This window comes from Verrucomicrobiota bacterium (assembly GCA_039027815.1).
Classification (GTDB): Bacteria; Verrucomicrobiota; Verrucomicrobiia; order Verrucomicrobiales; family JBCCJK01; genus JBCCJK01.
The window spans coordinates 1-23,296 of the sequence record JBCCJK010000042.1; the positions used below are offsets into that span (position 1 = coordinate 1).

Consider the following 23,296-nt stretch of genomic DNA (forward strand, 5'->3'; position numbering starts at 1 on the left):
CCCAAGGCCTTTCCGGCTACCTATCACTTGGGATCAGCTGCACCCAGAACAAGAAGTCTCCCCCCACCGCGCCGGGGACGTCGCGGGCCACCGGGGAAAGCTTGCTACTGTAGTTTTCGGGGGGCTTCGGCTAGGATGGTCTTCGCGATATCCCATTGGTTCTCTACCCTATGCATCGACGACTCCTATACACCTCACAAAGAACACGACTTCTATTTGCGAGACCGCTTCCAGTCTCCGCGCCGCGGAGCAGGCGGTCGTTCGGCTACGTGAGCCGGCGGCTTGCTGGGAGAGGGATCACCAATTTTTGATCCACACCTCTTCGGCATGGTCGTCTTTCCCGGCGTAGGAGAAGAGCAGGTAGGAGCCGCGGTTGGTTTCGTCGTTCACTCCAAAGCTGTTTCCGGGATAGGCCTGACTCTGGTTTTCCCGGTTTTGGTAGTTCCAGGGCTGGCTCCACCCATCCACCAACTGGAAGGAGTTGGACAGGGTGCCGACTACCAGGCCGAGATTCCCCCCGCGGTAGGCCGGTTTGGGAGCTTCTCCCGGCACGATTTCGGGGAGGTAGGCGGTCTGGCCGGTATCCGTCAGGCCATCCAGCGGTGCTTCATCGCCTGTGAGGGCGGCATACAAGTACTCCTGAGGAGGGAGGCTGCTGAATGTCCCGGCCGGGTAGGGGAACTCCCCTTGGTCTCGGTAGTAGGCTTGGAGGCCCATCTGAATAGCTTTCAGTTGGGTTTCGGTTTTGCCGGCCGCCGTCCGCTGCTGCGCGATGCTGACCCCCCCGATGGTCAGCCCCACCAAGACCAGCACGATGGAGATGACCACGATCAGCTCGATCAGGGTGAAGCCGGCTTGGCGGCGGAGGGGAGGGGAGGCAGGGGCGATCACGAGAGCGGAAGAGGGCTTGGTAGGAAGAGGCTTACTGGCCGAGTTCTTGGATGATGGTCAGGAGCGGCATGAAGAGCGCTAGCACGATGGTGCCGACGACGAGCGCCAAGAACACGATCATGATGGGCTCCAGCAGGGAGGTGAGCGCGGAGACCGCGTTGTCCACTTCATCGTCGTAGACATCCGCCACTTTCATGAGCATGTCCGGCAGTTGCCCGGTCTCTTCCCCGACGTCCACCATGCTGATGACGATGGGGGGGAAGACCTTGCTGGCTTCCAGCGGTTGCACGATCGACTCGCCTTCTTTCACGCTGTCGTGGACTTTGCTGATGGCGCCGGAGATGACGACGTTGCCGGCGGTCTCCCGGGTGATGTTGAGGGCTTGGAGAATGGGCACCCCGGAGGTGACCAAGGTTCCCAGGGTCCGGCTGAAGCGGGAGATGGCGCTTTTGCGCTGGAGGTCTCCGAAGAGCGGGACATTCAATTTGAAGCGGTCCACGACCACGCGCCCGGCTTTGGAGGCGGAGATCACTTTGTAAGCGATGATCAAAACAATGGCCCCTCCCAGGATGATCAGGATTTGCCCGGAAATGAAGTCGGAGACGCCGATCACGAATTGCGTCAAGGGCGGGAGCGGCTTGCCCTTGAGCATGTCCGCGAAGATGGCCTCGAATTTGGGCACGATGTAGACCATCAGGAAAATCATGATGGAGACGGCGATGAACATCACGATGAGCGGGTAGGTCATCGCGGAGACGATCTTGTTCTTGAGCTTTTGGGCCTTTTCTTGGTATTCGGCCAAGCGTTGGAGGACGATTTCGAGCACCCCGCCCAGTTCCCCCGCCTTGACCATATTGACGTAGAGCTTGTTGAAGGCGCGTGGGTGTTGCGAGAGACTTTCAGAGAAGGTCCCGCCCGATTGGACGGAGTCCGCCAAGGTGTTGATGGTTCCCTTGAGGGCGGGGTCCTTTTCCTGTTTGCCCAGAACGGTCAGGCTGCGCAGCAGAGGGAGGCCCGAGTCGATGAGAGTCGCCAACTGGCGGGTGAAGAGCATGAGGGTCTTGCTCTTGATTTTGCCGCCGCCGGAGACCTTGCTCTTTTTCTTCTTGGCCGTTTTCTTGCCTACGCCGAGCGAGCCCTTCCCAGCCGTGATGACCTTGGTGGGGTAGAGATTGAGTTTCTTGATCTCGGCAATGGCGGCGGCCTCGGACCCGGCTTGCAAGGTGCCGCTGGTCTGTTCGCCTTTCGCGTCGATGGCGAGGTATTCGAAGTTTGGCATGATGGGAGTTTGCTAAGGGGGGATGGAAAAGTGAGCGGGAAGTCGCCAGCGAGAACGCTCGGAAGGCTTTCGCCGGGATCAAGTGTATTTTAGGACTTCTTCGATGGTGGTGTTCCCTTCGTAAATGTTGGCCAAGCCGTCCTCCCGCAGGGTCCGCATGCCGAGTTCGATGGCCTTTTGGCGGATGACGATGGTGGGGGCCCGCTGCACGATGAGGTCGCTGATCTCGTCATTGACGTCGAGCAGTTCGTAGAGGCCGCGGCGCCCGCGGTAGCCGGAGTTGCCGCATTTCTCGCAGCCCTTGCCGGTGTAGAAATCCTTGTCTCCCAATTCGTGGGCCGAGAGCCCCAACTGGGCCAGGACGGCTTCGCTCGGCTCGTAGGAGACCTTGCAGTCCGGACAAATGGTCCGCAGGAGTCGTTGCCCGAGCACCCCTTCCAAGGTGGCCGCCACCAAGAACGGTTCGCAGCCCATGTCGATCAAGCGAGTGATGGCCCCGGCTGCGTCATTCGTGTGGAGGGTGGAGAGGACGAGGTGGCCGGTGAGGGAGGCTTGGATGGCGATTTGAGCCGTTTCCAAGTCCCGCATTTCTCCCACCATGATGCGATCCGGGTCCTGGCGAAGGAAGGCCCGCAGGACGCGGCTGAAGTTGAGTCCGATGCCATCATTGACCGGCACTTGGATGATGCCGTCGATGTCATACTCGACCGGGTCTTCGGCTGTCAGGAGCTTGTGATCGATGGTGTTGATCCGCCGGAGGGCGGCGTAGAGCGTGGTGGTCTTGCCGGCTCCGGTGGGCCCAGTGACGATGAAAATCCCGTTCGGCTTTTCGATGGTGTCGCAGATGTAGTGGTGGACGTCTTGCGGGAGCTTGAGGGCGTCCAGGTCCAGGTTGACGGCCGAGCGATCGAGCACCCGCAGGACAACGCTTTCGCCGTGTTGGGTCGGCAAGGTGGAGACCCGGAGATCGACCGGCTTGCCGTTGATGCTTTTTTCGATCCGACCGTCCTGAGGAATCCGGCGTTCGGCGATGTTGAGGTTGGCCATGACCTTGACCCGGGAGATGACCGAGAGGGCCAAATGCCGGGGAGGGGGCGCCATTTCGTAAAGCGCGCCATCGACGCGGTAACGGATTTTGAAGTCCTCTTCGAAGGGTTCGAAGTGAATGTCGGAGGCTTTTTCCCGGATGGCCTGCAAGAGCACCAGGTCCACGAAGCGCACGATGGGGGCCGAGTTGGCCTCCTGCTCCAGGTCTTCGTCGCTGCTCGGGGCGTTGAGATCCCCCAGGAGTTCGCTCACCCCGCTGGTGCCGCTGCCGTAGTGTTCGCCGATCAGGGCGTCCACTTGGGTGGCGTCGGCCACCACCACCACGATTTCTTTGCCCAGCGCGAAGCGGAGATCCTCGACGTTTTGGGGATTGAAGGGGTCGACGAAAGCCACGTGGAGTCCATCTTCCGCCGCATTGATGGGAAAGGCTCCGTGCAGGCGGGCCATCCCGGCCGGGATCATTTCCACCAGCTCGGCAGGGGGGACGTAGCCATCCAAGTCGACGAATTCCGCTCCCAGATCCTGCGCCAAGACGGCGTAGATTTGATTCTTTTCTTCGATGACCCCGAAGTTCTTCAGGATCTCGTCGATTTCCTTGCTGCCATGGCTGGCTTCTTCCGAGATGGAGCCAGCGAGTTCTTCGTCGAGATACCCCCGCTGTTTGAAAAGATCGATTACGTAGTCTGGTTGCATCGGCAGGGGGGGCTTAGGTGTCCATGGTCACGCGCAGCACTTCGGAGGCGCGGGTGGCCCCGGCCAGCACTTTGCGCACGCCGTCTTCCCGGAGGGTGCGCATGCCAAGCTCGCGGGCGCGTCGACGGAGATTGGGGGTGGAGGCCCCTTCGTTGATGAGGTGATTGATCTCATCATCCAGCTCAAAGATCTCAAAGAGCCCCAAGCGGCCCCGGCAGCCCGTCTGGCGACAGCGGGCGCAGCCCCGTCCGATGCGGATCTGGGCGTCGGCCAGTTGCGAGGGGTCGAGCTGGAGGGTGCGGATTTCTTGTTCGGTCAGCTGGGAGTCTTCCGTGCAATCCTTGCAGTTTTTCCGCACCAGACGCTGGGCCAAGACGGCCCGGACCGCGCTCGAAATCAGGAAGGGCTTGACCCCGATGTCATCCAAACGGGCCACGGCCGAGGGCGCATCATTGGTGTGCAGGGTGCTGAAGACGAGGTGCCCAGTGAGCGCGGCATTGATGGCGATCTGGGCTGTCTCCAAGTCCCGGATTTCCCCGATCATGATGATGTTCGGGGCTTGCCGGAGGATGGCTCGCAGGGCGGCGGCGAAGGTCATGCCGACGCTTTCCTTGACCATGACTTGGTTGATGCCGGGCATTTCATACTCGACTGGGTCCTCCACCGTGATGATCTTGCGATCCGGCTTGTTCATGTAGTTGAGACAAGCGTAGAGGGTGGTGGTCTTGCCGGAGCCGGTCGGCCCGGTCACCAAGAGGATGCCGTCGGGCAGGGCGATCAGTTTTTCAAAGGTGTCTTGGTCGTCTGAAAAGAAGCCCAACTCTGGCAAGCCCAGGAGGAGCGCGGTCTTGTCGAGAATCCGCATTACGATGCTTTCGCCATGGTTGGTGGGCACGGTCGAGACCCGCAGGTCGACGTCGCGGTCCCCCAACTTCATCTGGATGCGGCCGTCCTGCGGGAGGCGCTTTTCGGCGATGCTCATGGTGCCCGTCATGATCTTGATCCGGCTGATGACTGCCGGCACCAGTTTGCGCGGATGATTGGCTACCTCGTGGAGAGCCCCGTCCAGGCGATAGCGGATGCGCAGGGATTCCTCCAGTGGCTCGATGTGGATGTCCGAGCCCTTGGCCTTGAAGGCGTCCAACAGGATTTGCGTGACCAGCTTGATGACGGGGGCGTCCGCATCATCGGCCGAACCTTCGCCCCCGAGGCCACCGATGGACGCCTGCGCCTCTTCCAGCTCGCCGTAGGTTTCCGCGATGAAGCGTTTGACGGCCGAGTAGTCGGCGCAAACCAGGTCGACCGGCACGGAGGAGACGTGGGGCAGACTGTCGATGGTTTCAAAGTTGAGCGGATCGGCCACCGCCACCTTGAGGGCGCCGGCGTCGAAGCCGAGAGGCACGGCCAGGTAGCGCTTGGCCGCGTCTTTGGACAAGTATTGCTCCAACTCCTGATCCGGCATGAGGCCGTCCAGATCGAGGTAGTCCATGCTGGCATTGACGGCGCAGGTCTTGGCGATGTCTTGTTCGCTGACCTTGTTCTGTTTGAGCAGGCCTTCGATGATGGTTTCGCTCTGCCCGAGCTGGGAGCGCGCTTCCTCCACTTCGGGGGCCCCGAGGTAGCCTGCTTCTTGCAGCAATTCGACAAGGGTTTCTGGATCGCTATACACGGGGGTTTCCGTTTGGGGGGTGGTGACTGACGGCGGTGGGCGAGGCGGACCGATAGTAAGGGATCTCCCCGAATGAATGTCAACGTCGGGACGTGCAAATGGCGGAAAAACCCGGGTTTTCCGCCTTTTCGACCGTGGGAGAGTCCGCCAAGTCGGCTCAGTCCTCGTCGGAAGGACGAAGGATTCGCAAAATCGTCTCGCCTGGCCGCCGCAAGTGGAGCCGATCTCGAGCGATGATTTCGAGGTATTCCCGGTCGTGGCGAACCAAGGCTAGTTGGCGCTCTACCAGATCACGTTCCCGCTCCACTTGCGCCAACTGCCGCTCGCGTTCGGCCAGCTCTTTCTGCAAGGCCGCTTGGCGGTCCAGCTGTGGCTGGAAGAGGGCCCAGAGCGCTACCAGCAGGGTCAGTGCGATGAGCAAGACGACGAAACGAATGGCATGGCCGACCAGTCCCGTTCGCTGACGCGGCGGTGGTTCGTGCGCAGACTGGTCCCAGCGGAACTCGTCTTGTTCGATTCGCATGAGGCGTAGTTACGCACAATCAGCGGCTGCCGTAAACTGCTCGGTCGCCCAGCTCTTCCTCGATGCGCAGGAGTTGGTTGTATTTGGCGATCCGATCGGACCGGCTCATGGAACCGGTTTTGATCTGCCCGGCATTGGTCGCGACCGCGATGTCCGCGATGGTGGCGTCTTCGGTCTCGCCCGAGCGGTGGCTGATGACGGCCGTGTATTGGTTCGTCATGGCTAGCTCGACCGCGTCCAAGGTTTCGGTCAAGGACCCGATCTGGTTGACCTTGACCAGGATGGAATTGCCCACTCCGAGCTCGATTCCCTTCTTGAGGAATTCCACATTGGTCACAAAGAGATCGTCCCCCACCAACTGGCAGCGATCCCCGACCTGGTTCGTCAGCACTTTCCAACCGTCCCAATCGCCTTCATCACAGCCATCTTCAATGGAGTCGATCGGATACTTGTCGACGAGTTCGGTCAAGTAAGCCGCTTGCTCTTGGGAGCTGCGGACGGCCCCGCCTTCGCCCTCGAACTTGGCGTAGTTGTAGCGCCCTTCTTCGAAGAACTCGGAGGCCGCGCAGTCGAGCGCCAGCTTCACATCGTGACCCGGCTGGTAGCCGGCTTTCTCGATGGCTTGGAGGATGGTGTCGAGCGCGTCCTCCGTGCCGCCAAAGGTCGGGGCAAAGCCGCCTTCATCACCGACCGCCGTGGACAGGCCGCGATCATGGAGCACCTTTTTCAAGCTGTGGAAACACTCCGCGCCCATGCGGAGCCCCTCGCTGAAGGTCGGCGCCGAGACCGGGCGAATCATGAACTCCTGGAAGGCGATGGGCGCGTCCGAGTGAGAACCGCCATTCACGATATTCATCATGGGAACGGGGAGGACCTTGGCATTCGGTCCGCCCAAATACTTGTAAAGCGGGAGCCCCACTCCGCGGGAGGCCGCCTGGGCCAAGGCCAGGGAAACGCCGAGCACCGCGTTGGCCCCCAACTCGGCTTTGTTCTTGGTGCCGTCGAGCGCCAGCATGAGCCCGTCCAGGCCCGCCTGATCGGTCGCGTCCTTGCCCAGCAAGGCCGGAGCGATTTTCTCGTTCACATTGGTCACCGCCTGGAGCACGCCTTTTCCGAGGTAGTGGGTCTGGTCTCCATCACGCAGTTCGAGCGCTTCATTCACGCCGGTGCTGGCCCCGCTGGGAACAGCCGCGCGCCCGAGGACGCCGCCCTCCAGGAGCACGTCCACCTCCACGGTGGGATTGCCTCGTGAGTCGATGATTTGGCGGCCGGTGATTTTTTGGATGGTCGTTTGAGCCATGGTGGGATGGAGCTGGTGGTGTGTTTGGGGAAGTGGGTGAAAAGGGGGCCTTCAGGCGTATTTTGAGATTTCCAGGACCTTGACGACCCGGGGCGGTTCGGTGGGCAGGTGGACCTCGGCACCGACTTGCGCGCCCAAAAGAGCGCTGCCCGTGGTGGTCTTGTAGGAAATGAGGCCTTGGTCAGGATCGCTGTCCCAAGCGCCCAAAATGGTCAGGGTTTCCTCACCTTGCTCGCTCGAGAGCTTGACCACCGTGCCGATGTTCACTCGGGAGGGATCCGCGTCCTGGTAATTGATGCCGCGGGCGAGATCGATCTCCCGCTCAAGTTCCTCCTTGCGACGCAAGAGCACCGCCTGCTGCTGCTTGGCCGCTTTGAACTCAAAGTTCTCTCGCAAGTCTCCATAAGAGCGGGCGATGGAGATTTCCTTGGTGTTGGCCGGGATCTGTTTGTTGACCAAGTCCTCGAACTCCTCTTTGCGCTTTTGCAAGCTGTCCCAAGAGACAATCAAGGTGGGGTCTTCTTTCGGTTCTTCGACTTCTTCGGAACCGGTCACAATGTCCTGGATGGCGGGATGCTTTTTGATCACCCGCGCCAAGAGTGATTTCCGCGTCAGGTCATCGAAGACCGGGGTGGAGAGGAGGCGACGGGTGAAGAAGCGCACTTCCTGCTTGCTGGCTTGGTCCATGAGATCGGGGATCAGATCCCGGTCATTCACCATGGTTTCTTGCAGCTTGCTGCCGGCCTTTTTCTCCTCGTCGTAGTATTGCTGCTCCAGCGAATTCACGATGGCGCCCGCCACTTCCGCATCGAAAACCGGCTCGGCCAAACCCTTTCGTTCACGGCAAATCCAAGTCAGGATTTCGTCGGTCAAAGAGCGATCCTGAAGACCCAGTCGGAGAAACTCAAAGAGAGGCTCGCCTTGGCCTTGTTCGATGAGATAACGGCAGCCCTCGGCCACCGGTCGCGGAGCCATGGCGCGCAACTGCGCCAACAAAACCGAAGACCATTCCTCCTGATAGGCCTCTGGAAGCGCACTCATGACCGCTCGCAAGATGCCCACGCCCATGCCTTGGAGCGTCTCGGCCAAGTTTTCCCGCTCCTGCTGGAGGATTTCGATTAGCCGGACCCGTTGGTAGTCGAGCGCCGGCACTTCCGCCAAAATTTCGTTGCGCAGCACCATCAGTTCGATGGCGGCCGGCGGCTGCATTTTTAGGAGGGAAGACAAGTCGCCCTCCAATTCGACCAGGGCCGCCTGGAGGGTCTCGGTTTCCCCTTCGAAGAGACCGAGATCGCTCCGGATTTCCTTGAGTGCCACCAGCTTGGACTTCACATCCCGGGCCTCCCGCAGCTCCCCCACCACGTGCTCGGCGGCGCTGATTTCCTGACTGCGAAGCTCGATGAACTCCGTCCGACGCTGCGGCACACTGAAATCGCGGGCTTGGCGCAGCTTCTTTTTGGCCCCTTCCCACCACGACTTGTAATCGGCCTCCGGGATAAGCGAGCCCTTCACCAGCTCCTCGATTTGATCGGGCTTCATCTTGTCATCGTGGCTTTTGAGGGCCTCCCGCAAAAATTCCACTGGCTCCTCCTTGGCCAGCGTCTTGAGCGCGGCCGGGTCTTTCAAACGGCGGGCAATGACGTGGTCCTGGGAAATGGGTTCCAAGGACTTGAGCGCGAACTTGAGGCCCAGGCCATGATTCGGCTTGCCTTCAAAATCGATGACCAGCTTGCCCTCCCGCAGGCTCCATTCCTTGATTTCCCCTCCGCCCCAGCTCCGGTGATTGCAAAACTTCCCCGGGGAAATCCGGTCCAGACGCTCGGCATCCGCTTGCGAAAGGCGCCCGGTTTCCACCAATTCTACCAACTCCTCGTTCATTCGGGGCGATCATAGAAAACAGCGCGTGCGCATGCAAAGGAAGATTTCCTTTAATAGCGAGGAGCCAACCCGCTTGTTCCCTTCTGCCTTGGCAAAAAACCCTCGAGCCAACCAAAAAGAGGGTTGCCAAGCCCCCCCAACTCCTTCTAACCTTCTGGACGTCATGAAAAAGCTCCTCGCCGCCCTCCTCCTCACCAGCGTCTCGGCCGGCTCGGCCCTCGCTGACATCCAGGACCCGATCCGCGATTCTTACGGCCCTAGCATCAAGCTCGGTCGCGGTCTCTCCAATCTCCTCTATAGCATCACCGAAGTGCCCATCACCATGATTCGTGAGCGCGACAAGGGCAATGCCAGCGCCGCCTTCGGGACCGGACTCACGCTCGGCGTCAAGCGCATGGTGGTCCGCATCGGCTACGGAGCCTTCGAAGTGGTCACCTTTCCCTTCCCGGCCTACAAGGAAACCTATCGCCCTCCTATCTGGAACAAGGACTACATCAATCCGAACACCGGCTACGACGCTTATCCACCCGAGCTGGCCTTCGAAAGCAAGTATCCGCACACCCGGACCTACCCCTGAGCGACCCGCCCCTTTTTCACGAAAGCCGCTTCCCTTTCTCCGGGGAGCGGCTTTTTTCTTGCCCGCGAATCCGCACCGGCCTACTCGCTGACTCATGATCAAGTTTCTTCACACTCGCATTCGCGTTTCCCAGCCGGAAGCCTCCCTGGCATTCTACAAAAAACTGGGCTTCAAGCAGGGCGAGACCAAGGACTCCCCGCAAGGCAACCGGATCACCTTTCTGGAGCTGCCCGGGAACGAGTTTTTTTTGGAACTGACTTACTCGCCTGACTTTGAAGTCCGCTTTCCCGAAGACCTCATGCACATCGCCCTCGGCGTGCCCGACATCCTCTCTTACTGTGAAGAGGTCGAGTCGGCGGGAATCGAGATTTGGCCCAGCGATTGGAAGGACAAGTTTTCTTCGGGCCAACGAAAAATGGCCTTCGTGACCGACCCAGACGGCTACGAAGTCGAAATCCTGGAGCGTTCGTGAGTGAGATCCGGGCAGTGGCCGAGCGGGTCCTCTTTTCCTCCTCCCTGGAGGAGAAGCTGAGCGCCCCGCCGCTCTCGCAAGTGAGCGATCACCAGCCTGGCCCCGCCATCCTGACCCCCGCCTCGCCCGGCCGACCGGACGCCCTCACCTTTGATCGAAAGGATCGCGAGGCCGGTCTTCCGAGTCGCCACGAAATCGGCGGCGAAGAAGACCGCGGCCGCCTCCTCCACTTCTTTGCCAATCACGAACTGCTGGCCACTGAACTCATGGCGCTCGTGCTCCTAAAGTTTCCCGAAGCCCCGGCTTCCTTTCGGCGAGGCATTTACCAGACCATGCGGGAGGAACAGGCGCACACCCGACTCTACCAGGAGCGCTTGCGTGCTTGTGGCGTTCACTTCGGGCAACATCGGGTCAACTCCTTCTTCTGGCGCTGTGTCTCGGATATGGAATCGCCGCTCGACTACGTTTCCCGCCTGAGCCTGACCTTCGAGCAAGCGAATCTCGACTACTCTTGCTACTTCGGCGGACTCTTCGCCCGGGAAGGCGATCGCGAAACGGCCGCCCTCTTCGACCGCATCTATCGCGATGAAATCGGCCACGTCCGCTACGGATGGACCTGGTTCCAACGCCTCCACCCGCCCGGGCAAGACCCTTGGGAAAGCTTCCGCAGTCGCCTCCAGCTCCCTCTTTCTCCCGCCCGCGCCCGGGGCTTGGGTCGCTTCAATGTCGAAGGGCGCCAACGCGCTGGCCTCCCCACGCCCTTCATTAATGAAATCCGCATCTTCCAACAATCCAGAGGCCGCACCTCCGATCTCTACCTCTTCAATCCGGAAGCCGAAGCGAGCATCCCCGGAGAACGTGATCCCATGGCGGCCGTTCTGGCTCGGGACCTCGCCACCCTACCCCTGGCCCTGGCAAGTCGGGACGATTTGCTGCTCTTGCCAAGCGGAAGCCAAGCCCCCTCTGACTGGCGGCTGGAGCTGAGCCGACTCGGGATCGCCTACCCGGAAATGCGGGCCCACCGGGACTCCCAAGACTGGCCCGCCGCCCGCAAGCTTCATCGCGTCCGCCCCTGGGCTCCCGCCCCCACTTTGCCGGAAATCCTTTCCCCCTGGCAGACTCATCTTCATCATCCCTGGAGTTGGCAGCCCGCTTGGGGAGAGCTCTTTTCAAAAATCTGGTTCCACCCCTTGCGCGAAGAATGGTCGCAGTCCCAGGGGAGGCCCTCTTTCGGCCGGATTCTCTCTTCCAAAGAGGACTTGCAAGACTACGCGAGAGAGTTGGCGGAAAAAGGCCACCAGCACCTGCTCCTCAAGCCGGCCTTCGGATTGGCCGGGCGGGGTCACCAGCGCCTCTCCTTAACCGGCGCTCTCCCGGCGATCGAAAAGTACCCTCTCTTGGGGGAGCCCTATTTCGATCGAGTCTTTGACTTCTCCCTTCAGCTCGAGATGCGAGCCCCAGGTCTCCAGCGGGTTGGCCTGACCCACTTGGTCAATGATGCTGGGGGTCGCTACCGCGGCACCCTCGTAGGCCCGAAGTGGCTGAAAGGAGCGCCCACCGAGGTGACCCGTTGGTTCCATGAAAGCCGGGGCCCCGGCGCGCCTCTGGCACTCTTTGACTCTCTCCTGCCAGCTCTCGAAAGGGCGCTCTCGCAAAAGGCCTTTCTGGGCCCCTGTGGCCTGGACGCTTTTGTATACCGGGATTCCCAAGGGGCTCTCCAGCTCCACCCGGCGGTCGAGTTCAATCCGCGCGTCACCATGAGCCGCTACGCCCTCGGCCTGCGAGGCAAGGTCCACCCCGCCAGCTATGGCGCGTTTCTGATCGTGACTCGCAAACGGGCCCGCCGCCCCTTGCCCGAGGTCTTGGCTCACTGGCAAAGGATCTTTCCCGAAGAGCAATCGGACGAGCCGGAACGAAATCTTCAACAAGGGGTCGTCCCGCTCCAAGCCCTGAGGCAGGATTCCGCCTGTGGCGCCCTTTTCCTGGTCAGTCGGGACGTGAGGCGACTCCACGCCGCCCTCACCGGCCAGCTCACTCGTTGAGCAAAAGCCCTCGGCGCAAAAGCTCCAATTGCTGGGCTTGCTCCTCCTCGGGCGTCAATCGCTGAGGGGTGGGGGTGGGAACGACCGGCTGGGGCCGAGAGGGCCTCTCGGTCGAGAGATTGTCCTGCATCAGGCCCAGATTGCCCGAGAGCGTGACCGCGGCGCAGGCGTAGCCATTGCCCTGAGACTGGAAGGCTTGGGCGGCTTGTCGCGGGAATCGGGCCACCAGCTTTTCCACCACGCAGATCTCGAGGGCCCCTTCCACCGAATCATCCTTCCGGAGGGTCACCGCCCCCGTAAACTGGAGCGTCCCGTCAGCGACCGCTCGGAGGTCACTCAGCACCAGGCTCTCTTGGCTCCAGCGAAAGCGACCCTCGACCTCATCCAAAAGGAGCAGCCTCTCCGGGTCGTTGGAAGTCGCCAAGCTCACCAGGGAGACCAGCGGCAGGTTCCGCAGACTGCCCTTCGCCAAGGAAAACTCTCCCTCCAGACTCCAGGCCGCGGGTTCGTCCAGAGGGACCCGCAGCTTGGCCTCGGCCATGGAAAACTCTCCGGCCACCCTGCTTTTGAGGGCCCGCGGAAGAAAATCTTTGAGAGAGGCCTCCTCGACCGAGAGGGAAAACAAGCCCTCCCGGGAAGCAGCCGGGTCCAAGCTCCCCGCCAAGCTCAACCGGCCTCCCAGCGGCAAGCCCAAGACCGCCTCCGTCACTTCGAACTGGCTGCCCTCCGTCTGGCGGGCCACCAGGGTTTCCAAGCTCATTTCGGGCAGCCCGTCCAAGATGAGGATCCCTCGCTCCAAGCGAATCCGCTGCGAATCGGCGAGCGTCCGCAAGCTCATGGCGGCCGCCTCAAGGCGATAGGGGGCCTCTCTCGAAGAACCCAGAAAGAGATCGAGATCCCGAACTCGCAGATGATCGAAGGTCACCTTCTCTGGTCGGGCCGGGATGCGAAAAAGACCGCCCAACCGGAGTTCTTCTTCGGAAGAGGCCGACTGAGCGACCCCTCCCGAGGCCAGGGCTTGGAAGAAAAGATCCGCCTCGAAGACGTGGATGAAATCCATCTCCCAGCGCTGCCCGAAGAGCGAGCGCGAGAAAAACCCGCCCGAGACCCCAGAGACCTCGGCCCTCGCCAAAAGACTCTCGCCTGCCGGATCCTCCGCCATGGCCAGGGATTCTGCCCCCAGCTGCAAGCCGCTCATGACGACGCCGTCTAGCTCGATCGGCCGTCCCAGCGTCTCCGCCACCGTCTCACGGACCCCTTCCAAGAAGCTCTCGGACCGGTAGTGCGCTTGATTGAGAAGAAACCACCCCATCGCGAGCACCAAAACCCCCAGAAAAGAAAGAACGCTCACGGAACGCACGCGCTTGGCACGGGCTTCCCGCTTGGCGCGGCTGCTCCCGCGCTTGCGCTTGCGCTTGCGGACCCGCACTTGTCCGGTCTCTGGATCGTAAGTCCGCGTCTCGTTTTCAGAGCTAGACGAAGTAGCCCGGAGCCTCTCCATCATGTCCTCATAACGAAGAGCGTCCTTGTCTTGCGGTTCGGTGGGAGGCATGAGGTGGGGCGAGCCTAGCAGCTCGAAGAATCAGGTCAAAAAAAGGATGCCGGGCCGCCCGCTCAGCCGCCCCGAATCTGCTGGCCCGAGGGATCGATGACGTCAACTTTCACGAAGATCAAGATGATCCGCTGTGTGTTCTGTTTTCCTTGCGTGCGGAAGAGTCGCCCGAAGATCGGGATGTCTCCCAGCAGAGGCACCTTATCCTCGAAAGACGAGACCGAGGCATTCAAGAGCCCTCCCATCACGAGCGTCTGGCCATCGTAAACCGAGACGCTCGTCTGATTTCGGATGATCCGAAAGACCGGCTGGAGAATGCGGTTTTCTGTTCGGACCGTCGGTTCGCGGGCCCCGCTGATGAGTTCAGTGATGGGGGTTCCGTAATTCACAAAGCCTTCAAATTCGCGCACTTCGGGCACCAAATTCAGCTCCACCAGCTTGCCGCCAGCATCGATGATCGGGTCCACCTCCAGAGACACCCCATCGTAGGTCTGCACAAAAGCCGTCGGATTGGCGGGCGTGACCGGAAACCTTTCCGCATTCACGATCAGCTCGACATCGCCATCCCCATCAATCCCCTCCAGGGGCGCGAACCCCACACTATCGGGAAGCTCCGGCGGATCATACTCGCTTGGATACCAAAACTCCTTGAAAATATCGATGCGGGCTCGCTGGCCGCTTTTTGTCACGACACTTGGCTGGATGAGCAAATCGGTCCCCTTCTTCTGGGACAAGGCGCGGGCCACCACCTGGAACTGAGGATCGGTCATGGCGCCCACCACACTCAACACGCCTGGCGATCTTCTCGTGCCGGAGCCAGTGGCCCCAATGTCTCCCGCCAGCACGCCATCGAGCGGATCGGAAGTAAAGCCGATTTCCCCCGAGCGATTTCCGGCCGTGACCGGGTTGAAGGGCCCGGCCGCCGTGGCCGGGAAACTCGAAAGGAATTCACTTTGGCCCCCCTCCGTGCCTCCGCTAATGAAGGCGCGATCTGAGGAGACCCCCAGCGAGCCCAGCAGCCAATCAAAGCCCAGCTCCTTGACATCGTCCTCGATGACCTCCACCACCCTCGTCGAAATCTGGACCTGCCGAGGCGACTCGTCCGTCACGCTGTCCACAATGTCTCGGACCAGATTGTGACCCGATTGGGTATTGCGAACCAGCAGGGAACTGGTGGCCGACACGTAGCGGGCATAGGCCCCGTCCCCGAAGACCACCCCGGCCTGCTTCAAAAAGTCCTCCACACTGACCCGCTCCAGCAGCAGTCCATTGCTACTGGCCGGCCCGGAGGAGGCGAAAGGATCGAAATCGCCGACCCCGGAAGCTTCGCTGCCCGCCGTCACCGAAAGAAAATTGGGAGGCACCCGGTATTCCCGCACGAAGAGCGTGCCGTCCCCATCCCCCCGCGAGAGAATCTTGATGGCGAAGGGCTCGACCACGTAACTCACGCCCGCCGCTTGGGTGGCGTAGCGGAGGACCTCCGAGACCGGCACGCGCTGCAGGCTCAAGGTCACCTCGGCCTGCCTGGCGGGGGCGGAGGGCGCCAAACCGATGAGGAAATTGATCCCTTTCTTCTCGGGATCGGATTCAAAACGATCCGCTTCGATCGACTGCAGGGCCAGGAAATTGATGACCTCCTCAAAGGGAACTTGTCGAAAATCCACCGCCTCCAGCACGATCGACTCCAGCTTGCTCTCCAGCCCTCGTTCCAAAAGCTCCAAAGGCGAATCGATCGCCAAATCACCAAACTCATCGACCAAGTTTTTTAGGGGGACCACCGTTTCCCAGCCTTCATCGACCTCTCGCAACATCGTGGCCCGACCCTGATTGTGAGCGATCTCCAGGTAGTCCGAAATGGCAGTCTCCACCCTCTCCAAGCCTTGGCGAGCCGCTTCATTGGTGGGGTCGATCCGCAAGACTCCCTCATACTTGTCTCTCGCTTGATTGTATTGCCCAGCGCTCAGCAAAAAGCCGCCGTCCTCCAAAAGCTGCACCACTTGCTCGATCTCCGTCCGCAAGCCCGGGGTCATCGCGGGAGCGAAACGCTCCGGATCGAGCAATTGGCGCCGGAGCACCTTGGCCGGCTCATAGTCGGGATGGACCTCCGGCCGGAGGACCTCCGCCAACAGGGCATCCGCCTCGGCGAAGCGTCCATCGCGACCGAGCGCCTCCGCTTGGCGGACCGCATGGCGGGCGAACCCTCGGATCGCTTTTTGCCGCAAATTCTGGGAAGCTTCCCCCGGGGGCAACATTTCGAAGGCTTCCCGGTAGGCCTCGGTCGCGAGATCATCACGGCCCTGCTCTTGAAAAAGCCGAGCCTCCGCCAAGCGCGCTTCGGCCGCCACGAGAGCCGCTTGGCGCCGGGCCTTCTCTTGTTGCTCGAGCGAGGAAGCAGAAACGCCCTTCTCGCCTGCGGACAAAAAACTGAGAGGCGAAAATGCCAGCGCACAGACGCAGGCCACCCGGAGGCACGCGATGGGGGGAAATCGCTGGAGCATGGAGGTTGGAAAATCGATTGCTTTGAAGGCGTTGGCGAAAGGGCAGTCGTGACCTATAACCGAAATCTCGGTTTGTAACCAAAATATTTGCCCCTCCTCAGCGGGCTGCCCCCGCTCCTTTATACCAAGCTGCAGAATTGGCTCGAAAGACACCGGCTCTCCCTTCCCCGCGCTTCAGCGCCACTTCCCCACACCTCCTTCCCTCCATTCTAACAGTGAATTCTGGAGCTTGGTATTAGCCTCCCTCCGCCCCCGTCTGGGCCACTTGCAGGAGTCCCTCCCGCTCGAGCAATCGGCGGATTTCAGCCGGACGGACCGGTTTGCTGAGGTATGCATCCATCCCCGCTCGCAGAAAGCGCTCGCGATCCTGGGCCTGGGCGTGGGCCGTGAGCGCCACGATGAAGGGTTGCCGCTCGGGGGCCAAACCCTTGCGAATCCGCCCCGTGGCCTCCACCCCATCCATGAGCGGCATGCTCACATCCATGAAGACCAAGGCGTAGGACTGGCTCTCGACCGCCGAGACGGCCTCCGCCCCATTGACCACAAAGTCCGCCTCCAAGCCCCAGCGGAGAAAAAGAGCCTCCAAAACGCGTCGATTGACCGCATTGTCCTCCGCCACCAGCAGCCGCCGTTTCCCTGCCACCGCGCGGACCTCCTCCTGAGACGGGGCGCTCGCCTGGCCAGCCTCGCCCCCCCCGAGGACCCGGCACATGGCCTGCGCCAGCTCCCCCGGCTTGAGAGGCTTGCTCAAAATGGCATCAAACACCCCCTCCTCGACCCGACGCCTGGCCTCGCCCGCGCCGATCGAAGAAGCCAAAACCAACTTGCCCTCCTTCCCCAAACGCGCCCGCAGCTCCCGGCCCAGCTCGAAGCCGTCCATCTCCGGCATCAGAGCATCCAGCAGCCAAATTCCGGGCGCCTCTTCCCCGGACAAGGCGCTCGCCAGGGCGGCCGGCCCGCTCGACCAGCATTGGCACCGCATGCCCCAGCGCTTGGCGTACTGCTCAGCCACTCGGCGATTGGTCGGATTGTCATCCACCACCCCGAGACACAGCCCGGCAAACTCGGCCACCCCCGGCCAAGACGGCCCCTCGGCCTGAGCCGGTTCGGCCTCTCTGGTGGGCAACCGCATAGTGAAGCTGGAGCCCTCTCCCAAGCGACTGGCCACCTCCAGATCCCCCTCCATCAGCTGGCAGAGTTTGCGACAAATCGCCAAGCCCAAGCCCGTCCCCCCATACTTGCGCGTGGTGGAGGCATCCACCTGGGAGAAGCTCTCAAAAATGGCCCCCAGGCGATCCTCCGGAATGCCGATCCCCGTGTCCTTGACCCGCACCAAGAGAGAAAACCCCTCTTGATCGGGGCGCGCCTCCTTCTCGATGTGGACGAAAATCTCGCCCTCCTCACAAAACTTGACCGCATTGCTCAAGAGATTGACCAAAACCTGGCGAAAGCGCAGCGGATCGAGCCAAAGGCCCTCGCTCACCTCCTCCTCGATCAAGTAGGCCAGATCGATGCCCCGCTTGTTGGCAGCCGCGCGCACCAGATCGAGAGACGCCTCCACCAAAGGGCGCAGCCGGCAGCCAAGTCGATCCAACTCCATCAGCCCGGACTCCAGCTTCGAGAAATCCAAAATGTCATTGATCACCTCCAGCAAGCCATCGGAGCTACTCCGGACCGTCTCCACATACTCGCGCTGCGTCTCGTCCAGCTCGGTCTCCTCCAAAAGGCTCGTCATCCCGATGATCCCATTCATCGGCGTGCGAATCTCATGGCTCATATTGGCCAGGAAATTGGACTTGGCCTCATCCGCCCGCTCCGCCTCGGCTCGGGCCGAGTTGGCTGCACTCACTTGCTCTTGTAACGCGGCCCGCGTCATCTCCAGCTCACCCGCCATGGTATTGATGCCGCGCGCCAAAGCCCCTAGCTCATCTTGCCGGCCCTCGGGCACTCGGGCCTGGAAGTCCCCGCGGGCAATGCGCTGGCTGGCCTCCCGCATGGCTTCGATCACCACCAAAAAGCTCCGGGCCACCCACCAAGCGATCAAGCTCGCGAGGGCGATTCCCAAAAGCGCCGCCGCAAACAAAGCCAAAGCTCGTCCCCGCGCCTCGTGGAAGAAAAACCCCACCGGTCGATCCACCTGCAAAATCGAAAGAACCTCCCCCGAACGGCCTCGGATGGGAGCGGCCGCCGAAACCCAAATGCCGCCCCCCGCCTCGTAAACGCCAGTGGCCGCCGCCTCGCCCGCCAGCGCCTGCCGCTGGAACTCCCGCTCCGGCACCGTCGCGCCCGTGAAAACCTGGCTCTTGCGATCAGGGTCGGACATCACGACATACTCCAGCCTCCGGGCGCCTCCCTCCCCGCCCTGACGCCGCAGCGTGAAGACCGGGCTGCTCACCTCATTCAGGCCGAGAACATTGGCATTCTTGATATCGAGGAGCCGCTTGCGAATCCACTCGAACTCCCCCGGCCTGGAAACCTCGCCATCTTCCTGGAGGAAAATCGTCTCGTGCCGATCTCCATCGATGGAAAGAGCCGCCGTCCGCACCACGCCCAGCAGCTCCTGCCCCAATTGGCTCTCGAGATGGCCCTTGCTCTGCCAATAGGCCAGCGTGGAACTCAGCCCCACCGCCACCAGAACCAAGGCATTCGAATAGAGGAAAATCCGCCACGTCAGGCCGAGCTTCTTGAGACGGTTGATCATAGACGAACCACGCGTATGGCAGCGCAGCTTACCTGAAGACCGCTTGGCGAAAACCAAAAACTCACCCCGCGATCGCCAGGAGACCCCGTTAAAAGCGGAATTCCAGTTGGCGGCTCAGGCGATCTTCGCGATGGTAGGCTTTCCGCCGTCTCCGGCCTCCGAAAAAGCCGAAGCATCTCTGCCACCAAGAAACGCGGGCCAAAGGGGAGCGACGTGATTTCACCAGATCATTTAAACTGTTCAAAAAAACAGTTCAAGGAAAATTTTAAAAAACGGAAGATCGCCCGGCCGCGGACTGCGGCCAAAGCCTGAGCGGGCCTCGTTTACCCTGCCCTGGTTTCGTGCTATCTGCTAGCTCGCCAGCGCCGCCTCGGCCCCATGAAAAGAAACCGCTACTTCAATCGCGAACTCAGTTGGCTGGAATTCAACCAACGGGTACTCGATGAAGCCGCCTCCGACAGCCTGCCCCTGCTGGAGCGCCTCAAATTTCTAGCTATCTCCGCGTCCAATCTGGATGAATTTTTCACCGTCCGGGTGGGCGGGCTGAAGGCGCTTCACCGCAGCGGCAGCCGGGCTCGCGACCTGACCGGCCTCACGCCGAACCAACAGCTGCGCGCCATCCGCGCCCGAGCCAAGGAAATGATCGAAGCGCAATACCGCCTCTTGAACGAAGCGCTCCTCCCCTCGCTCCGCCAAGCTGGCATCACCCGCCTTCGGATCCGAGAGATCGCCCCCCCTCAACTGGCCCAACTGGAAGCCTACTTCGAAGACAACCTCTACCCACTGCTCACTCCCATCGCCTTCGACCCGGAAAACCAAGACTTCGAAGCCCCCGCCCTCCAAGTGACAGTGGCCTGCGAACTCGAACCCACCAAAGGCGGCCCGCCTCGCTACGCCATCCTGCCCCTCCCGCCCAACCTCCCCCGTCGAGTCAATATCCCGGAATCCGCCGGCTACACCTACGTCAAATCGGAAGACCTCGTCGCCAGCATGCTCCACCTCTTCTTCCCGGAAGAGAAAGTGCGCAGCACCGGAGTCTTCCGGATCATTCGCAATGGGGACATCGTCCTGGAAGACGAAGACACCCTCGACCTGGCCGGCGAAATGGAAGACGTCCTCGCCGCCCGCCAATTTGGAGAAACCGTGCGCGTCGACATCACCAGCGGCGTGAGTCGCTCCCTCAGCCAAGCCATCACCACCCTCAGCCAGGCCCAGCCCTCCGAAGTCAATCGGGTCCCGGGCATCGTCGACCTCACCAGCTACATGGACCTGGCCTTCTCCCAAGGCTTCGACGAACTGAAAGTCCCCGAATGGCCCATCCGCAGCTCGCCGGACCTCCCCCCGCAGACCCCGCTCTTTGAAGCCATCGCGGAAAAAGACATCCTCCTCTACCACCCTTTCGAAAGCTTCGAGCCCATCGTGCAACTGCTGGAAGAATCCGCCCGTGACCCGGACGTCCTCGCCATCAAACAAATCCTCTACCGCACCGCCAAACGCTCCCGCATCATCGACGCCCTCATCCGCGCCGCCGAAAACGGCAAAAGCGTCGTCGTCCTGGTCGAGCTCAAGGCCCGCTTCGACGAAGCCCGCAACATCGAGCGCGCCGAAGAACTCCGCCGGGCCGGCGTCCAAATCATCTACGGAGTCAAAGGCCTCAAAACCCACGCCAAAATCTGCCTCGTCATCCGCAACGAACGCGGGCACCTCCGCCGCTACTGCCACTTCGGCACCGGGAACTACAACGAAGGCACCGCGAAACTCTACACCGACGTCAGCCTCCTGACCGCCCACCCCGACTACGGCACCGACGCCTCCGCCTTCTTCAACGCCGTCAGCGGCCGCTCGAAAATCCCGCGTTACCGGAAAATCTTCGCCGCCCCCCACACCCTCAAGCCCCGCCTACTGGAACTCATCGCGAGCGAAGCGGAGCGCGCCCGCCAAGGGCAAACCGCCCGCATCCTCGCGAAAATCAATAGCCTGCAAGACCCCGAAATCATCGACGCCCTCTACATCGCCTCCCAAGCCGGGGTCGACATCCAGCTCAACATCCGCGGCATCTGCTGCCTCCGCCCGGGGGTCAAAGGCCTGAGCGAAAACATCCGCGTCCTCAGCCTCATCGACCGCTACTTGGAACACGCTCGCATCCTCTGCTTCCACCAAGGTGGCCTCCGCACCACCTACCTCTCGAGTGCCGACTGGATGGTGCGCAACCTCGACAAACGGGTCGAACTCATGGTCCCCATCGAAGAAAAAGCCGCCAAAAAACGCGTCCTCGCCATCCTCGAAAACTACTTCAAAGACAACCTCCAAGCCTGCGAAATCCAAGCCGACGGCAGCTACCGGCGTCTCCGCCCCAAATCGGGCCAAAAACGCATCCGCGCCCAAGAAGAACTTCATAAAAAAGCCACCGCCGCCGCCAAACGCCTCCAGCGCTCCGCCGCCAGCGAACTCGAACCCCACCGCCCGAGCTGAGATTTTCGGGAATCCCACTAGCCAAGCGCCCCACATCCGCCACACTTCTCTTCAAACAACACTCGCCCCACACCCACTCCATGGAAACCGCAACCGCCACCACCCAACTCGAACAGCTCAAAGCCTTCACCAAAGTCGTCGCCGACACCGGCGACTTTGAAACCATGAAGGAATACCAGCCCCAGGACGCCACCACCAACCCCTCCCTCATCCTGGCCGCCGCCCAAAAGCCGGAATATGACCACCTCATTAACCAAGCGGTCGCCGAATTGAAAGGCAGCGGTGAAACCGGCCCCGCCCTCGTGGAAGCCATCATCGACCGCATCCTCATCCTCTTCGGTAAAGAAATCCTTCAAATCGTACCGGGCCGCGTCTCCACCGAAACGGACGCCCGCCTCTCCTTTGACAAAGAAGGCACCATCGCCAAAGCCAAACAGCTCATCGCCCTCTACGAAAAAGACGGCATCTCAAAAGACCGCGTCCTCATCAAAATCGCCTCCACCTGGGAAGGCATCAAAGCCGCCGAAGAACTCGAAAAAGAAGGCATCCACTGCAACCTCACCCTCCTCTTCTCGCTCGCCCAAGCCATCGCCTGCGCCGAAGCCAAAGTGCAGCTCATCTCCCCCTTCGTTGGCCGCATCTACGACTGGTATAAGAAAGCCGAAGGCCGGGACTACATCGGCGCGGAAGACCCGGGCGTCCAATCGGTCCAAAGCATCTACCAATACTACAAAAAATTCGGCTATCAGACCGAAGTCATGGGGGCCAGCTTCCGGAACAAAGGGCAAATCGTGGAACTGGCCGGCTGCGACCTCCTCACCATCAGCCCGGGCCTCTTGAAAGAACTTCACGAAAGCCAGGAACCGGTGGAAGAAAAGCTGAACGAAGCCGCCGCCAAGGAAAGCGAAATCGAACAGCTCCACCTCGACGAAAAAACCTTCCGCTTCCTCTTCAACGAAGACGCCATGGCCACCGAAAAAACCGCCGAAGGGATCCGCAAATTTGCCGTCGACATGGTCAAACTCGAAAAGCTCATCGAAGCAAAGCTGTAAGGCCCTCGTCTCCGAAAACCACCTACCCCAAAAACGGCCGCCTACCACTGTAGGCAGCCGCTTTTCGTTTGTTCTAATACCAAGCTGCAGAATTGGCTGGTAGAATGGCCGAGTGGATTTCGGGCCAGACCAAGGCGCGACAAGGGTGCGGTGCAGGCACCGTAACCGAGGAGCAACGCAGGGCTGGCTCGAAAGACACCGGCTCTCCCTTCCCCGCGCTTCAGCGCCTCTTCCCCACTACACCTCCCCTCCATTCTTCCAGTGAATTCTGGAGGTTGGTATAAGACTATCAGACCAAGTCATGGGACTCTTTGAGCGATTGAACGAGTTCTGTAGTAAAAATTGTAAATAAAGGTGTAAATAAAGGGACGTGTAAATAAAGGCGTAAATAAAGGGACGGACACTTTGTAGGAAAGAGCCCTTGAATGTGAATTGACGTTCAAACCGCAACGGAGCGATAAATATGGTATAGTTATATGCGGATTTTGTCCAAGAGGTTTTGAGGTCTGTGGAAGTGGATGGATTTTCTGGGTCGGTTGTTTAGGAGGTCTTGTGCTTTGCGATATTCTTCAGGTGAGGTTGGCAGGGCTGTCTTCTTTGGGAAGAAGTGTCGATAGAGGCCGATGGTGTTTTCGACCAATCCCTTTTCC

15 protein-coding genes are annotated in these 23,296 nt (G+C 60.9%); 5 read left to right on the top strand and 10 right to left on the bottom strand.

The annotated features are described in order from the left end of the window. Positions 1–297: 297 nt before the first annotated feature. The 7 genes from AAF555_10490 to AAF555_10520 all read right to left on the bottom strand — a co-directional run bounded on the left by AAF555_10490 (position 298) and on the right by AAF555_10520 (position 9,280). Positions 298–891 carry a prepilin-type N-terminal cleavage/methylation domain-containing protein gene (locus tag AAF555_10490; GenBank protein MEM6911995.1) on the bottom strand — a complete coding sequence of 198 codons (594 nt, stop codon included), beginning with the start codon at positions 889–891 and terminating at the stop codon, positions 298–300. Between the two features lie 31 nt (positions 892–922). Continuing rightward, positions 923–2,170: a type II secretion system F family protein gene (locus AAF555_10495; protein ID MEM6911996.1), complete on the bottom strand. Its 1,248-nt coding sequence runs from the start codon at positions 2,168–2,170 to the stop codon at positions 923–925. Positions 2,171–2,248: 78 nt separating this feature from the next. Next, positions 2,249–3,910, bottom strand: a complete 1,662-nt coding sequence (locus AAF555_10500; protein MEM6911997.1) for a GspE/PulE family protein — start codon at positions 3,908–3,910, stop codon at positions 2,249–2,251. A gap of 13 nt (positions 3,911–3,923) precedes the next feature. After that, positions 3,924–5,579: an ATPase, T2SS/T4P/T4SS family gene (locus AAF555_10505; GenBank protein ID MEM6911998.1), complete on the bottom strand. Its 1,656-nt coding sequence runs from the start codon at positions 5,577–5,579 to the stop codon at positions 3,924–3,926. Between the two features lie 157 nt (positions 5,580–5,736). After that, the gene (locus tag AAF555_10510) at positions 5,737–6,102 is read right to left on the bottom strand and encodes a septum formation initiator family protein (GenBank protein MEM6911999.1); all 366 of its coding nucleotides are present in this window, start codon (positions 6,100–6,102) and stop codon (positions 5,737–5,739) included. A gap of 19 nt (positions 6,103–6,121) precedes the next feature. Next, positions 6,122–7,402 carry a phosphopyruvate hydratase gene (eno, locus tag AAF555_10515; protein MEM6912000.1) on the bottom strand — a complete coding sequence of 427 codons (1,281 nt, stop codon included), beginning with the start codon at positions 7,400–7,402 and terminating at the stop codon, positions 6,122–6,124. Between the two features lie 51 nt (positions 7,403–7,453). Then, positions 7,454–9,280 carry a GreA/GreB family elongation factor gene (locus AAF555_10520; protein ID MEM6912001.1) on the bottom strand — a complete coding sequence of 609 codons (1,827 nt, stop codon included), beginning with the start codon at positions 9,278–9,280 and terminating at the stop codon, positions 7,454–7,456. A 163-nt stretch (positions 9,281–9,443) separates the two neighbouring features. Here AAF555_10520 and AAF555_10525 point away from each other — a divergent pair, with 163 nt between their 5' ends. From AAF555_10525 to AAF555_10535, 3 genes are all read left to right on the top strand, one after another. Beyond that, positions 9,444–9,857 (top strand): exosortase system-associated protein, TIGR04073 family, encoded by a 414-nt coding sequence (locus AAF555_10525; protein MEM6912002.1) that lies wholly within the window; start codon positions 9,444–9,446, stop codon positions 9,855–9,857. A 94-nt stretch (positions 9,858–9,951) separates the two neighbouring features. Next, on the top strand, positions 9,952–10,329 hold the full coding sequence (locus AAF555_10530; GenBank protein MEM6912003.1) for a VOC family protein: 378 nt from the start codon (positions 9,952–9,954) through the stop codon (positions 10,327–10,329). Beyond that, on the top strand, positions 10,326–12,371 hold the full coding sequence (locus tag AAF555_10535) for a DUF455 family protein (protein ID MEM6912004.1): 2,046 nt from the start codon (positions 10,326–10,328) through the stop codon (positions 12,369–12,371). The genes AAF555_10530 and AAF555_10535 overlap by 4 nt, the downstream gene beginning before the upstream one ends. Here AAF555_10535 and AAF555_10540 read toward each other — a convergent pair. The 3 genes from AAF555_10540 to AAF555_10550 all read right to left on the bottom strand — a co-directional run bounded on the left by AAF555_10540 (position 12,361) and on the right by AAF555_10550 (position 19,122). After that, positions 12,361–13,923 carry a hypothetical protein gene (locus AAF555_10540; protein ID MEM6912005.1) on the bottom strand — a complete coding sequence of 521 codons (1,563 nt, stop codon included), beginning with the start codon at positions 13,921–13,923 and terminating at the stop codon, positions 12,361–12,363. The genes AAF555_10535 and AAF555_10540 overlap by 11 nt on opposite strands. A 62-nt stretch (positions 13,924–13,985) precedes the next feature. Further along, entirely contained in the window at positions 13,986–16,421 is a 2,436-nt protein-coding gene (locus AAF555_10545; protein ID MEM6912006.1) for an Amuc_1098 family type IV pilus outer membrane protein, read from the bottom strand. A 235-nt stretch (positions 16,422–16,656) separates the two neighbouring features. Next, a complete protein-coding gene (locus tag AAF555_10550; GenBank protein ID MEM6912007.1) occupies positions 16,657–19,122 on the bottom strand; it encodes a response regulator in 2,466 nt (821 codons plus the stop codon). 378 nt (positions 19,123–19,500) lie between these two features. Between AAF555_10550 and ppk1 the strand changes: the two genes are divergently transcribed. Further along, positions 19,501–21,594 (top strand): polyphosphate kinase 1, encoded by a 2,094-nt coding sequence (gene ppk1, locus AAF555_10555; protein MEM6912008.1) that lies wholly within the window; start codon positions 19,501–19,503, stop codon positions 21,592–21,594. An 80-nt stretch (positions 21,595–21,674) separates the two neighbouring features. Beyond that, positions 21,675–22,646 carry a transaldolase gene (gene tal, locus AAF555_10560; GenBank protein MEM6912009.1) on the top strand — a complete coding sequence of 324 codons (972 nt, stop codon included), beginning with the start codon at positions 21,675–21,677 and terminating at the stop codon, positions 22,644–22,646. Positions 22,647–23,296: the final 650 nt, after the last annotated feature.

Excerpts from the sequence above, each read along its gene's own strand:
- AAF555_10540 (MEM6912005.1), bottom strand. The coding sequence starts at position 13,923 with ATGCCTCCCACCGAACCGCAAGACAAGGACGCTCTTCGTTATGAGGAC.
- AAF555_10510 (MEM6911999.1), bottom strand. The coding sequence starts at position 6,102 with ATGCGAATCGAACAAGACGAGTTCCGCTGGGACCAGTCTGCGCACGAA.
- tal (MEM6912009.1), top strand. The coding sequence starts at position 21,675 with ATGGAAACCGCAACCGCCACCACCCAACTCGAACAGCTCAAAGCCTTC.
- AAF555_10495 (MEM6911996.1), bottom strand. The coding sequence starts at position 2,170 with ATGCCAAACTTCGAATACCTCGCCATCGACGCGAAAGGCGAACAGACC.
- AAF555_10500 (MEM6911997.1), bottom strand. The coding sequence starts at position 3,910 with ATGCAACCAGACTACGTAATCGATCTTTTCAAACAGCGGGGGTATCTC.
- ppk1 (MEM6912008.1), top strand. The coding sequence starts at position 19,501 with ATGAAAAGAAACCGCTACTTCAATCGCGAACTCAGTTGGCTGGAATTC.
- AAF555_10520 (MEM6912001.1), bottom strand. The coding sequence starts at position 9,280 with ATGAACGAGGAGTTGGTAGAATTGGTGGAAACCGGGCGCCTTTCGCAA.
- AAF555_10550 (MEM6912007.1), bottom strand. The coding sequence starts at position 19,122 with ATGATCAACCGTCTCAAGAAGCTCGGCCTGACGTGGCGGATTTTCCTC.
- AAF555_10530 (MEM6912003.1), top strand. The coding sequence starts at position 9,952 with ATGATCAAGTTTCTTCACACTCGCATTCGCGTTTCCCAGCCGGAAGCC.
- AAF555_10525 (MEM6912002.1), top strand. The coding sequence starts at position 9,444 with ATGAAAAAGCTCCTCGCCGCCCTCCTCCTCACCAGCGTCTCGGCCGGC.
- eno (MEM6912000.1), bottom strand. The coding sequence starts at position 7,402 with ATGGCTCAAACGACCATCCAAAAAATCACCGGCCGCCAAATCATCGAC.
- AAF555_10545 (MEM6912006.1), bottom strand. The coding sequence starts at position 16,421 with ATGCTCCAGCGATTTCCCCCCATCGCGTGCCTCCGGGTGGCCTGCGTC.